12 protein-coding genes are annotated in these 12,902 nt (G+C 64.5%); 7 read left to right on the top strand and 5 right to left on the bottom strand.

Annotated elements, in window-relative coordinates; translation table 11 throughout:
* Positions 1-20 precede the first annotated feature (20 nt).
* Entirely contained in the window at positions 21-827 is an 807-nt protein-coding gene (locus tag FHW94_RS08685) for an SDR family oxidoreductase (protein WP_349237467.1), read from the top strand.
* A gap of 75 nt (positions 828-902) precedes the next feature.
* Here the strand turns inward: FHW94_RS08685 and FHW94_RS08690 are convergent, their stop codons facing one another.
* Positions 903-1,523, bottom strand: coding sequence for a LysE/ArgO family amino acid transporter (locus FHW94_RS08690; RefSeq protein WP_168555232.1), 621 nt, complete (start codon positions 1,521-1,523; stop codon positions 903-905).
* A gap of 75 nt (positions 1,524-1,598) precedes the next feature.
* Here FHW94_RS08690 and FHW94_RS08695 point away from each other — a divergent pair, with 75 nt between their 5' ends.
* Positions 1,599-2,516, top strand: coding sequence for a LysR family transcriptional regulator ArgP (locus FHW94_RS08695; protein ID WP_168555233.1), 918 nt, complete (start codon positions 1,599-1,601; stop codon positions 2,514-2,516).
* Here the strand turns inward: FHW94_RS08695 and FHW94_RS08700 are convergent.
* Positions 2,513-3,070, bottom strand: a complete 558-nt coding sequence (locus FHW94_RS08700; RefSeq protein ID WP_168555578.1) for a DNA-3-methyladenine glycosylase I — start codon at positions 3,068-3,070, stop codon at positions 2,513-2,515. The genes FHW94_RS08695 and FHW94_RS08700 overlap by 4 nt on opposite strands.
* Before the next feature lie 301 nt (positions 3,071-3,371).
* On the opposite strand from FHW94_RS08700, the gene FHW94_RS08705 reads away from it, so the two are divergent.
* Positions 3,372-4,550 carry an MFS transporter gene (locus FHW94_RS08705; protein WP_168555234.1) on the top strand — a complete coding sequence of 393 codons (1,179 nt, stop codon included), beginning with the start codon at positions 3,372-3,374 and terminating at the stop codon, positions 4,548-4,550.
* Positions 4,551-4,607: 57 nt separating this feature from the next.
* Here FHW94_RS08705 and FHW94_RS08710 read toward each other — a convergent pair whose 3' ends face one another.
* Together FHW94_RS08710 and FHW94_RS08715 are read right to left on the bottom strand one after the other, a co-directional pair.
* The gene (locus FHW94_RS08710; protein ID WP_168555235.1) at positions 4,608-5,291 is read right to left on the bottom strand and encodes a TetR/AcrR family transcriptional regulator; all 684 of its coding nucleotides are present in this window, start codon (positions 5,289-5,291) and stop codon (positions 4,608-4,610) included.
* A 147-nt stretch (positions 5,292-5,438) separates the two neighbouring features.
* Positions 5,439-7,646 (bottom strand): TonB-dependent receptor, encoded by a 2,208-nt coding sequence (locus tag FHW94_RS08715; protein WP_168555236.1) that lies wholly within the window; start codon positions 7,644-7,646, stop codon positions 5,439-5,441.
* Positions 7,647-8,031: 385 nt separating this feature from the next.
* On the opposite strand from FHW94_RS08715, the gene FHW94_RS08720 reads away from it, so the two are divergent.
* From FHW94_RS08720 to dld, 4 genes are read left to right on the top strand one after another with little or no spacing between them, the layout of a single operon-like run.
* Positions 8,032-8,886, top strand: a complete 855-nt coding sequence (locus tag FHW94_RS08720; RefSeq protein ID WP_168555237.1) for a fumarylacetoacetate hydrolase family protein — start codon at positions 8,032-8,034, stop codon at positions 8,884-8,886.
* Between the two features lie 4 nt (positions 8,887-8,890).
* A complete protein-coding gene (locus tag FHW94_RS08725; protein ID WP_168555238.1) occupies positions 8,891-9,622 on the top strand; it encodes an SDR family oxidoreductase in 732 nt (243 codons plus the stop codon).
* The gene (locus tag FHW94_RS08730) at positions 9,619-10,383 is read left to right on the top strand and encodes an SDR family NAD(P)-dependent oxidoreductase (protein ID WP_210425489.1); all 765 of its coding nucleotides are present in this window, start codon (positions 9,619-9,621) and stop codon (positions 10,381-10,383) included. Before FHW94_RS08725 ends, FHW94_RS08730 begins: the two co-directional genes overlap by 4 nt.
* A 35-nt stretch (positions 10,384-10,418) precedes the next feature.
* On the top strand, positions 10,419-12,092 hold the full coding sequence (gene dld, locus FHW94_RS08735) for a D-lactate dehydrogenase (protein ID WP_349237483.1): 1,674 nt from the start codon (positions 10,419-10,421) through the stop codon (positions 12,090-12,092).
* An 84-nt stretch (positions 12,093-12,176) separates the two neighbouring features.
* Here the strand turns inward: dld and FHW94_RS08740 are convergent, their stop codons facing one another.
* On the bottom strand, positions 12,177-12,773 hold the full coding sequence (locus tag FHW94_RS08740) for a TetR/AcrR family transcriptional regulator (protein ID WP_246865932.1): 597 nt from the start codon (positions 12,771-12,773) through the stop codon (positions 12,177-12,179).
* Positions 12,774-12,902 lie beyond the last annotated feature (129 nt).

Here is a 12,902-nt window from a genome sequence, read left to right on the forward strand (position 1 = left end):
TCGCTTTACGGAGAATGACCATGTCCCCCGGAACAGCTCTCATCACCGGCGCATCCACCGGCATCGGCGCCATCTATGCCGACCGCCTCGCCCGCCGTGGCCGCGATCTCGTCCTCGTCGCGCGCGACGTCACCCGGCTTGAAGCGCTGGCAGCGCGCCTGCGTTCGGAAACCGGCGCCCGTGTCGACGTGCTGCCCGCCGATCTGAGCGATCGATCGCAACTCGCCAAGGTCGAGGCGCGCATCGCCTCGGACGAAACGCTCACATTGCTGGTCAACAACGCCGGCATTTCGCTTGAAGGCACGCTGATCGACACGCCCGCGGTGACGATCGAGCACCTGATAGCCATCAACGTAACCGCGCCAACCCTGCTTGCCGGCGCAGCGGTGCGGGCATTTGCCGCGCGCGGTGCGGGCGGGATCATCAATCTTTCGTCGGTGCTCGCCCTCGCGCCGGAAATGTTCGACGGCACCTATAGCGCAACCAAGGCCTTCATCCTGAACCTGACCCAGGGCCTGGCCAAGGAAGTTGCCGACAAGGGAATCCGCGTGCAGGCCGTCCTGCCGGGGGCAACCCGTACCGAAATCTGGGCGCGGTCGGGCAAGGATATCGATTCCTTCCCCGCCGAATGGGTGATGGACGCCAGCGACCTTGTCGATGCGGCGCTGCTGGGCTTCGATCGTGGCGAGACAGTCACCATTCCGCCGCTCGCCGACGAGGCAAAGTGGCACGCGATTCAGGAAGCGCGGCTCGCCATGGCGTCCGAACTTTCCCGCCGCGACGTGGCACCGCGCTATCGCGTATCCGCAGAAAGCGCGGCGGTGTAAAAACGGCGCAAGGCCGCGGCACGGGGGCGCAGGCCGCCTCCGGCCGCGGTAGCCCAACGTGGCAATCCCGTGCCGTCAGTGGAAGGCGGTCACGACCAGCATCGCGGCCATGGCCAGCATGGTCATGCCGACAATGGCATCCAGCACGCGCCATGCGGCGGGCCGGGCAAAAAGCGGCGCCAGCAGCCGCGCGCCATAGCCCAGCAGGGCAAACCAGCAGGCACTGGCCGAGGCCGCCCCGGCAATGAAGAATGGCCGCAGGGGAGCGGGATGGGTCGCCCCTGCCGCACCCATCAACAAGACCGTGTCGAGGTAGACGTGCGGGTTGAGGAACGTGAACCCGGCAAGCGTGGACAACACCTTGCCCAGCGACTGCGCGCTTCCCGCGTCCACCGAAACCGCCTCGCCCTGCGCCATCCGGCGAAAGGCGAGAAGGCCGTACCAGCCCAGGAACATCGCCCCGCCCAGCGAGAGAATGCGCGTCAGTTGCGGCATGGATTTGAGAAAGGCTGCAACGCCGCTGACGCCCACGGCTATCAGCGACGCATCGGCCGCAATGCAGAAACCAACCACTGCAAGCACGTGGCGCCGCAGCAATCCCTGCCGCAGCACAAACAGATTCTGGGCTCCAATGGCAACGATCAGGGCTGCGCAGAGCGCGAAGCCGGCGGAATAAGTGGCGATGATGCTGTTCATGGCAGGCGCTATGGCCAAGTCTTAATCTTAAGAGAAACTTGATCTCCTTATCTAAATGAAGCTATGCTTCATCACATGCTCGATTATGCGGCGCTCTCGGTCGTGGCGGCGGTGGTGCGCGAAGGTACGTTCGAACGCGCCGCCGCGGCGCTCCACATCTCGCCTTCGGCCGTGTCGCAGCGGGTGCGGGCGCTGGAAGAACGGCTGGGCGCGATCCTTGTGCAGCGTAGCCAGCCATGCCAGCCCACCGCGCTCGGGCGGCGTTTGTGTGCCCATTTCGAGGCTGTGCGCCTGCTCGAAACCGACCTGCTATCCGACATGGGCGCCCCGCAGACGGCTGCCTCGCCACCCGTCACGCTCAAGATCGCGGTCAATTCGGATAGTCTGGCCAGTTGGATGGCCCCTGCCATCGTCGGATTCTCCCGCGAAACCGGCCTTCTGGTCGAACTCGTCGTGGATGACGAGGCGCACACCGCCGATCGTCTGCGCGGCGGGGATGTTGTGGCCGCGATCACATCGGAAAGCGCACCCGTGCAGGGATGCCGCACCACCCGCTTGGGCGCCTTGCGCTACCTTGCCTGCGCCAGCCCTGATTTCGTCACGCGCCATTTTCCCACCGGCGTGACCGCACAAGCGCTCCTGCATGCCCCGGTGATGCGCTTTGACCGGCGCGATGATTTGCAGGCGCGCTGGGCGATGGACCATGTCGGGGCGCCCGTGGGCAACCAGGTGCATTGGATCCCATCGACCCGGGCGTTCCTCGATCTGGCGCTGCGCGGCCTGGCCTGGGGCATGCAGCCAGCCGTCCTCGCCCTGCCTCACCTCGATCAAGGCACGTTGGTGGAACTGGTGCCGTCCACCCCGATCGGTGTCACGCTCTACTGGACGGTTGCCCGGCTGCATGCCGCAGCGCTTCGCAAATTGACCGAGGCAGTCAGACGTGCGGCCGGGACCGTGCTGGAAGATGCTGCCGGGTCCGGCGCCCCCGCCTAGCAGGCATTCCGCTGCGGGCAATCGATGGCATGATCGTTGACCATGCCGACGGCCTGCATGAAGGCGTAGACCGTCACCGCGCCCACGAACTTGAAGCCACGTTGCTTGAGCGCTTTGGACAGCGCTAGCGAGGTGGGATCGCTCGCCGGGACCGTCAAGCCATCGCCCAGTCGCGGCAGGCCATTGACGTGGGACCAAACGAATTGCGCAAAATCCTCGCCCTGCTGAGCCATGCGCAGATAGGCGCGGGCGTTGCCGATCGTCGCCTCGATCTTGGCGCGCGCCCGAATGATGCCCGCATCCTGCATCATCGCGGCGATCTTGGCCTCATCATATGCGGCCACCACCTCGGGCACGAAGCCGTCGAAAGCCCGCCGGAATCCCTCGCGCCGGTGCAGGATCGTGCGCCACGAGAGGCCTGCCTGAAAGCCTTCAAGCATAAGCATTTCCCACAGCGCGCGGGATTCGTGCAGCGGGATGCCCCACTCCGTATCGTGATAGGCGGCCATCACCGGATCGCCATCGGCCCAGGTGCAGCGTGCAAGGGCGGTCATTTTTCTGCGCAAACCTTCCAAGATGCGTTTCGCCGTCGTGGCCCGGATCGACCACCAGCCGGCCAACTGTAATCCGCCGCACCTGATTGCGCCAGTCAAGCGATCCGCCATTCGTGGCCTCCTAAGAGCCAGGCACGGCAGCGATCCAAGTCGGCACTTGCCTGCAAACTTATCAATGATTAGATAGCGCCATTCAACAAGCGCCGTCCCGCGCCAGACAGGGCCGGCGGAGAGAGGAATGCCATGGGCCTTTGCCCGCCACCGCCAGCACCAGCGCTAACGTATAAGGAGATCGGCGTTCATGGCCGCGCCTGAAACCAATCCACCGCCCGCCGCCGGAATGGCGCAAGGCGTCATCGTCATCCTGGCGGGTTTCCTGCCGATCCTGGCCATCGTGGCGCTGACGCCGGCGGTGCCGCAGATGGTTGCCCAATTCGCGCAGGTGCCCGGCGCCAGCACGCTCGTGCCTCTTGCCGTTACCGCCCCTGGGCTGATGACCGCGCTGTTCTCGCCGCTGATGGGCTGGTGTGCCGATCGCCTGGGCCGTCGCAGCTTGCTGATCTGGGCCACGGCGATCTACGGGGTTTTGGGGATTGCGCCGTTCTTTCTCGACAGCCTGACCGCGATCTTTGCCACCCGGCTGGCCCTGGGCATATGCGAGGCGGCGATCCTGACCGTCACCAACACGCTGATCGCGGATTACTATCCCGAAGCGGGGCGGCGGAACTGGTTGACCGCGCAAGCAGCGTTCGGGCCGGTGTTCGGCGTTTCGGTTTTGATCGGTTCGGGTGCCCTGGCTGCGGTGAACTGGCACTGGTCGTTCATGATATACGCCGTCGCGCTGCCGATGGCCGTTGCGATGGCGATCTGGCTGTTCGAACCCGCGCACAAGCGCCAGGAACAAGGTGCCAGGCCGGCGCCCTTCCCCGCCCGCCACGCGGCCGCGTTCGGCGCCGTCACGCTGTTTTCGGCCTCGCTCTATTATGTCTACATCGTCCAGATCGGGCTCGCTTTCGAAGGGATCGGCCTGCGCGCTGCAGACAAAATGGGCATGCTGGTCGGGCTGGCCAATATCGGCGTGTTCTTGGGCGGGCTGGCCTTCAAGCCGCTGTCGCAACGCTTGAATGCGGCTGGGCAGGTCGCGGCGTTTCTCGCCTTTGTCGGCGCAGGGATGATCGGCATCGGCCTTGCAGGCAGCGTGCCGGTCATGACCACCTTTGCCACCATCCAGCAATTCGGGGCCGGCATTCTGATCCCCGCGCTCGTGTTGTGGGCGATGAAGGATGTGCCCTCGCACCACCGCGGGCGCGTGATGGGCATCTGGAGCGCCTGCTTTTTCCTGGGCCAGTTCACCAGCCCTCTCGCCGTCTCGATGGTGCGGTTGACCGGCCTTTCGATCGGTGGGGCGTTTGCAGCGTTGGGCGGGACGGCAATCGCCGCGGGGGTTATCGCCGCGGTCAAAGCCCGCCGCAACGCCTGATCGCGGGGGCACGGGCGCCGGCGGAAGCAAGTAAGCGTGCCCGGCACCCGTGCCCGATTATTGCGCGCAAGACAGGAATGAAAGCGCCATCAGGGCCAGATCCTTCTTGTACACCATCCACTGCTGCGGCTGATGGTCTTCGCGCGCGCTGCCCAGCCCCAGTTGCCGGCACAGCACGGCATAAATCGCACGATAGATCGTGCCGGCCTTTTCCTCTGCCCGGTTGCCACCGAAGCGATCGCGATACGCCAGCAGGGCTTGCACCACCCGCTGCGCGGCGCGTTCGGCCTGGGCCTTGCCAATGGCGCTGATCACGGGATCATGTTCGGCCCGGTCCATGCACAGGCGCAAGATCCGGGCGTGCCGCTGCAGGACCTGGGAATAGGCTTCGATGAACGCCGAGAGAAACCCGGCAAGATCCACGCTATCCCGGCAGAGTTGCGCCATCATCGCCGCTTCTTCCTGCTCGACCACAATCAGCCGACGCTGCATGGCCGCGCGGATGAGATCGACCTTGGTCGGAAAGCGAAGATAGATCGAGCCGACGGAAACACCGCCGATCCGGCACACTTCGAGCAAGGTGAACGCCTCGCTTTGATGATCCGTCATCAGGCGGTCGGTGGCATCAAGCATCCGCTCCAGCGAGGCAGCACTGCGTTTCTGGCGCGCGACGTGATCCTGCCTGGGCGCACAGCCGCTTGCGCAAGGGACATCGGGATCGGGGACAAGATCGAAGCTCATGCGCCTGCCCCCGAAGATTGCCTGACCGACATCACCACACCTTCCCTTCGCCCCGGCGCGGCAACGCGATGGGCAATGCCTGGCGCCCGGTTCCCGGCACAGACATGCCCGCTACCATGGCAACCATGGCAGCGGGCGCTGCCGGGATCAGTAGCTATAGGCGATGCGCAGGCCATACGTGCGCGGCGGCATGAACTGATAGGCGTTGATGTAAGGCGTTGCCGTGAAATTGCGCTGGGCATTGGCGAACACCACCTTGTCGGTGAAGTTGCGCACGAACGCGGTCACGGTCAGGCCCTTGGCTGCAGGGGCATAAGTCAGCGACAGGTTGCCCATGGCAAAGTCCGCCTGGAGGGTGTCGGCGTTGTTGAACACGTCGAAGTAGTAGTCCGAGCTATACTTGCCATCGATCCGCGGCGTCAGCGAACCCGCGCCACCCATGTCGATCTTGTATTCAAGCCCGGCGGATACGGAAAGCGCCGGCGCATTGGGCAGGCGATTGCCGATCACGTTGCGCGATACGCTGCCGCCGGTCGCCGGGTCGGTGGTCAAAATGGCCGCCGTGCCGCTGCCGAAGCGGCTGTGGAGATACGTGCCATTGAGATCCAAGCGCAGGCCGCCGCGGGCAACGACAAGCTGGGCTTCCGCGCCATAGATCTTGGCATTGCCCACGTTGAAGACACCGCTGCCGCTTGAAACCGCCGGCGTCGCCTGCGAAGCCTGGTAGCCGGTGTACGTCTGGTAGAACACGTCGGCATTGAAGGTGACCGCGCCGCCAAGGAAGCGGTTCTTGGTCCCCAGTTCCCACGCCGTCACGTTTTCCGGGCCATAATCCACCGAAGGCGCCGAGCCGTTGGAATTGAACCCGCCCGACTTGTAGCCGGTGGAGAACTTCCCATAGACCATGTTGGTATTGGTGGGCGTCCAATCGAAACCAGCCAGGTAGGTCGGCTTGGATTGCGAGACATAGCCGTTGCCCAGGCCATAGTACGTGGGCAAGGTCCCCACGCAGGGCACGAATGGCCAGACAAATGCGGGGATGCCCGCGATATCGCACCGCAGCGCCGATTGACCGGTGCGCTGCTTGACGTCGTGGGTGTAGCGAACGCCCGCCGTCAGGTGCAATTGCTCGGTCACGCGGTAATTCGCCTGGCCGAACACGGCATCGGACTTGGTCTTGATGGCATAGTCGAATGCGATCAGATCCTGCCCGGCATATGTCCCGCTCAGTTCCCGCAAACCGTTGCGCAGCGTGTTTGCTTCCTGGAAGTGGAAGAAGCCCACTTGAACCGCCAGCGGGTTGGTCTGCGGCGTGGCAAGCCGCACCTCGTGATTCCAGGTTCGGGGCGCTTCGGCCTGATAGAACGTGGCCTGCGACGTTGCCGACCCACTGGCATCCAGCTTGTGGCGCCAGTCCTGCGCATCATAGCCACCGGCATATGTCAGCGTGGAATCGAGCGGCAGACCGCTGAGCGCGAATTCCCACCGCACGCGATTGCCGATCAGGCGGTTTGAAGTGGGCACGTAATCGGCAAAAGTGCGCGCGTCATAGTTGGTCAAGACCGTCCCCACCGCGCCGGACAAGGCAACGTCACCGACGTTGTCGATATTGTCGTGCTGGTATTGGATAAGGCCCTCGAAATTGGCAAAGGGCTGAAACGCCAGCGTGGCGCGCCCCGAAAGCGTCGCATCGTCATCGCCGCGCCCGCCCAGCACGGTCAGATTGCGATAGCCATCGTGGCGATGCGAAATGCCGGCAAAGCGCAGCTGGATTTTGTCGCTCACCGGAAGGTCCACCCCGGCGTCCACGTTGATCGCACCGAAATTGCCGGCTTCGATCGCCACGTCGCCACCCAGCGTCTTGCCCGGCTTGCGCGTGATCAGGCTGATCAGGCCACCGGTCGAATTGCGCCCGAACAGCGTGCCTTGCGGCCCTTTCAGCACTTCCACGCGCTGCAAGTCGTACATCGACGTGTTGATCGAATAGGACCGGTTGGTGAAAAAGCCATCGCGCGCAATCGGCACCGATGGGTCACCGATTTCCGTCACGTCGGTCGATGCGATGCCGCGCACGGCAACATAACCAGTGCCGTTGCGGGCCGTGAAGTTCACGCTGGGATCGATCCGCTGCAAGGCGGCCACGCTCGTCACGCCAGCGGCCGCCAATTGATCGCCGTTGTACACGGTCAGCGCGATCGGGGTTTTCTGGGCGCTCGAGGCAACGCGGTTGGCGGTGACGATGATGTCACCCGTCGGCACGGATCCGCTGCCATCGGCCGGCGCTTCCTCGGCATGGCCAGCCATACCCCAAAGACACGCGGCGCCAGCCATCAGCTTGATCAAAGACCTGTCCACAAACCCCTCCCTAGGTTGAATTTATCGGTTCGTCGCCGCGGCCCGGAACCAGGCCGCGGCGACCACGGGCGGACTAAGGGCCGGCGGGCAACCTGCAGGAAATCCGAAGACTGCAGGATCGCGTCGCGAGGAATCACCGTGTCCGCGCTTTCATAATTAATCGTCGATTAGATTTGATATCCAGACGCGTCAAGTGCCATTGCGGCAGAGCGCTCCGGACGCTTCTGTTCGCCACGAGCGCCCGCTCCCAACGAACGAAGAAAGCGTCTTTATCTCGCCACGGCTTTTGGCTATGCGCCAAACCTGATCATTGATTAGATACATTCAATAGGTGCAAGACCGGCGCCCCGCCGCTCAGCCTTGCGACCCCATCGCGGAGATCACCATGAAATTGGTTCGGTTCGGCCCCTTAGGCCAGGAAAGGCCCGGCATCGTCGACCGGGAAGGCGCGCTGCGGGACCTTACGGCCCATGTCCCCGACATCACCCCTGATGTGCTTTCCCGCGCGAGCCTGGAATGGCTTAGCCAACTCGACATGGCATCGCTGCCGATCGTTCCAGGCACGCCGCGCCTGGGCAGGCCTCTGGTCGGCACGCAGCAGTTCATCGCCATCGGCCTCAACTATTCTGATCACGCCGAGGAATCGAACATGCCGATTCCGGCCGAACCGGTCGTGTTCACCAAGGCGGTGTCCTGCATCCAGGGCCCGAACGATGAGGTGCGCCGTCCGCGCAATTCGGAAAAGATGGATTGGGAAGTCGAACTGGGCATCGTGATCGGCTCGCGCGCGTCCTACGTCGATCCCGCGCAGGCGCTCGACTACGTTGCCGGCTATCTGCTGTGCGACGATCTGTCGGAGCGGGCGTTCCAGCTTGAGCGCGGCGGATCGTGGGACAAGGGCAAGGGCTGCGAAACCTTTGGCCCGATTGGCCCCTGGCTGGTCACGGCAGACGAAGTGGGCGATCCCCAGCAACTGGGCATGTGGCTCGACGTCAACGGGCAGCGCATGCAGACTGGCAACACCGCGAAGATGATTTTCGATTGCGCCACGATCGTGAGTTATCTCAGCCAGTTCATGGTGCTCCAACCCGGTGATATCATCACCACCGGCACCCCGCCGGGCGTGGGACTGGGCAAGCAGCCCCCCGTCTACCTGCAGGAAGGCGATGTGATCGAACTGGGCATCGACAAGCTCGGTACCCAGAAGCACAGGGTCATCGCCTGGAACGAGGGGCGCTGAGGCGATGGCCGGGCGCCTGGCAGGAAAGACCTGCTTCGTCACCGGGGCGGCGCAGGGCATCGGCCGCGCCATCGCCGATCGCTTCGCCGCCGAAGGCGCGCGGGTTGCGGCCGCCGACTTGCGCTTTTCCGAAAGCTTCGCCTCGTCGGCGATCACCGCCGTGCCACTCGATGTCACCGATGACTGCGCGGTGGCACAGGCGGCGGCCGAATGGCCCGATTGCGCAGTGCTCGTCAACTGCGTCGGCTATGTCGCCAATGGGTCGATCCTAGACTGCTCGATGGCCGACTTCGCGCGCAGCGTGGATCTCAACGTGACGTCGATGGTGCGCACCATCCAGGCATTCCTGCCACGCATGCTGCAAAGGCGCGAGGGTTCGATCATCAACATCGCCTCGGTGGTATCCTCGGTGATGGCCGCTCCCAATCGCTGTGCCTATGCCACCACCAAGGCCGCGGTGATCGGCCTGACCATGGCCGTCGCACGCGATTTCATCGCCGATGGCATCCGTTGCAACGCGATCAGCCCCGGCACGGTGGAATCGCCCTCGCTGCTTGACCGCTTTGCCGCAACCGGCGATGCCGAAGCGGCGCGCAGCGCCTTCGTGGCGCGCCAGCCGATGGGGCGCCTGGGCGAGGCAGCCGAAATCGCGGCCGCGGCCGTCCTGCTCGCCAGCGACGAGGCCCGCTTCATGTCGGGTAGCAACATGGTCATCGATGGAGGAATGAGCCTGTGAGCAAACCCCTGGCCCTGTTGACCGGCGGCAGCACCGGGATCGGCCACCATCTCGTCACGGCATTGGCCGAGGCCGGCTATGCCGTGGCGTTCAGCTACCGCGCGTCGCCCGCACCGGCCGAGGCCCTGGCGCAAGACCTTGTTGCCCGTGGCCATGCCGCACGCGCCCTGGCCTGCGACGTGGGCGAAAAGGTGCAAGTGGAAGCGTTCGTTGGCGCCGCGATCGCCTGGGCTGGGCAGCCGCCCAGTCTCCTGGTCAACAACGCCGGAATCCAGGCCTGGGCGCCGCTGCTCGATCTTGCCGAGGACCAGTGGGACGATGTGCTGCGCACCAATCTCAAGGGCTGCTTCCTCAACACCCAGGTCGTCGGCCGCATCATGGCCGAGGCCGGCCAAGGTGGCGCGATCGTCAATATCGGCTCGGGCTGCAACAAGCTCGCCTTCCCCAACCTGGTGTCGTACACAGCCTCCAAGGGCGGAATCGAGCAATTCACCAAGTCCGCAGCGGTCGAGCTGGGCCGCTATGGCATCACCGTCAATTGCGTGGCGCCCGGCGCGATCGCGACCGAGCGAACCGCCGAGGAAGCGCCCGACTACTCCGCGAGTTGGGCGCCGATCACACCGCTGGGCCGTGTAGGCACGCCCGAGGATATCGCCGGGCCGGTGCTGTTCTTCGCCGGCCCGGGCGCGCGGTATGTTACCGGCCAGACCCTTTGGGTCGACGGCGGGGTATTCTCGCGCGCCGCCTGGCCCTATTCCTGAGGCGCGAACCGCCCCGCCGAGACTGCCGGAGATCGATCATCTCGCTTGTTCATTCGCTGCGCGCCATCGTCGGGCGACGGCACGTCCTGACCGGGCGCAGCCGCACGCGCCGCTATGATACCGGTTTTCGCCATGGTGGCGGCGAGGTGCTGGCGGTGGTGCGCCCCGGCACCCCGCTCGAGCAGTACGATGCGTTCTGCGCCTGCATCGCCGCAGGCGTGATCGTCATCGTCCAGGCCGCCAACACCGGCCTCACCGGCGGTTCGACACCCGATGGCCAATACGATCGCCCCGTGGTGATCATCAACACCATGCGGATCAAGGGCGTCCATGTGGTGCGCGGCGGCGCGCAAGTCGTCTGCCTGGCCGGATCCACCTTGTTCGAACTCGAAAGGGTGCTGGCGCCCCTTGGGCGGGAGCCACATTCGGTGATCGGTTCCTCGTGCCTGGGCGCATCCGTGGTGGGCGGGGTCTGCAACAATTCTGGCGGAGCGCTGGTGCAGCGTGGCCCGGCCTATACCGAATATGCCCTGTTTGCGCGCGTGACCGCGGATCGCCGGGTCGAGTTGGTCAATCACCTTGGCATCGCGCTGGGCACCGATCCGCGTGCCGTCCTCGAAACCTTGGCCAGGGGTGGACTGACCGACGAGCTTGTGCATGACGAAGGCCGCGCGGCGTCCGCGCGCGGCTATGCCGAAACGGTGCGCGCCATCGATGCCCCCACGCCGGCACGCTTCAACGCCGATCCGCGCCACCTGTTCGAAGCATCGGGCAGCGCCGGCAAAGTCATGGTCCTGGCCGTACGGCTCGATACCTTTGTGCAGGAAGCCGATGCCGCCACGTTCTACATCGGCACTAACGATCCAGACGAGTTGGAAACGCTACGCCGGCGTATCCTGGCCGAATGCGCCGACCTGCCGGTTTCGGGCGAATATATCCACCGTGATGCCTTCGATGTCGCCGCGCGATACGGCAAGGATATCTTCGTCGCGATCGAGCGGCTTGGCACCGACCGCCTGCCCGCGCTGTTCGCGCTCAAGGCAGCCGTCGATGGCTGGGCGCGGCGCATGCGCATCCTGCCCGGTCACCTGTCGGATAAATTGATGCAGGGGATCAGCCGCCTGCTGCCCCAGCATCTTCCCCCGCGGATGCGTGCTTGGCGCGACCGCTACGAGCATCATCTCATCCTCAAGATGGCCGGACCAGGCATTGCCGAGGCGCGGGCCGTGCTCGACACCATGTTCCCCAGCGCCACGGGGGCAATGTTCGCCTGCACCCCGCTGGAAGCGCGCAAGGCGTTCCTGCACCGCTTCGCGGTGGCAGGCGCCGCGATCCGCTATCGGATCATGCATGCCCGCCACTGCGGCGAGATCATCGCGCTCGATATCGCGCTGCGCCGCAACGATCGTCAGTGGCGCGAGGAATTGCCGGCACAAATCGCCGATGGCATCGAAATCGCGCTCTATTACGGGCATTTCTTCTGCCATGTGTTCCATCAGGACTACATCTTGAAGCAGGGCGTGGACCCACTGGAAACCGAACACCGCATGTGGGCCGTGCTCGACGCGCGCGGGGCGGAATACCCAGCCGAACACAACGTCGGCCATCTCTATCATGCCAAGCCCGCGCTGGCCGCCCACTATGCCGCGCTCGACCCCGGCAACCATCTCAATCCGGGCATCGGGCACACCTGCCGAACCGCCTGCTAATCGGCCGATTTCTCATTTGATTTAAGGCTGTCCGGCCATGCGAGGAGCTGCCCCTGTCGCGTCGGTCCCCTTGCCAAGCCGCGCTCAGGAATGCGTTGACGTTGGCAAAGCGTCGGAAAGCGCGGACAGCAGGCAGCGATCCACCAGTGCCTCGGCAATATCAACCGAGGGCAGCGTGCGCGGATCATGGGGACGGATCACCCCTTTGCGGCGCATCGTGGCAAAGCCATAGATGCCCGACCAGAACGCCACGCTGCGCACATCGGCCTCTGCATCCGCAATGCCGGGCAATGCCGCCACGATCTGGCTACGCAGCGCATCGTGGCCCATCAGCTGGAACTCGAGCAGGCCGGGATCGAGCGTCGGCATGGTCAACTCGCTCTCGTACATCAAGTCGATCAGGTTTGGATTGTCGTCGGCAAACTTGATGAACAGCACCCCCATGCGGCGCAGCTTTTCCTCGGGCGCCATCTTGCTGGCAACGACGATAGTGGTGCCCGCCAGCATGTCGCGAAATCCTTCCTTGGCCAGCGCCAGCAGGAACGAGCGACGATCGGGAAAGTGATAGTACGGGGCGCCGGGTGATACACCCACTTGTTGGGCCAAAGTGCGTATCGACAGGTTGATGTGGCCGTTTTGCTTCACATATTCGCGCCCGACATTGAGGAGATCGTTTCTCAAATCTTCCCGATGATACGGCTTTTTCTCGCTCATGGCGTCCCTCTGAATTTTCCGGTCCTTACCTACCACCAAACGCCGGCAATGCCAGCGACCATCTGATCACGGCATAGCCCCATGCCGCGCAAGTCG

It is taken from the genome of Novosphingobium sp. SG720, from assembly GCF_012275365.1.
GTDB classification, from domain to species: Bacteria; Pseudomonadota; Alphaproteobacteria; order Sphingomonadales; family Sphingomonadaceae; genus Novosphingobium; species Novosphingobium rhizosphaerae.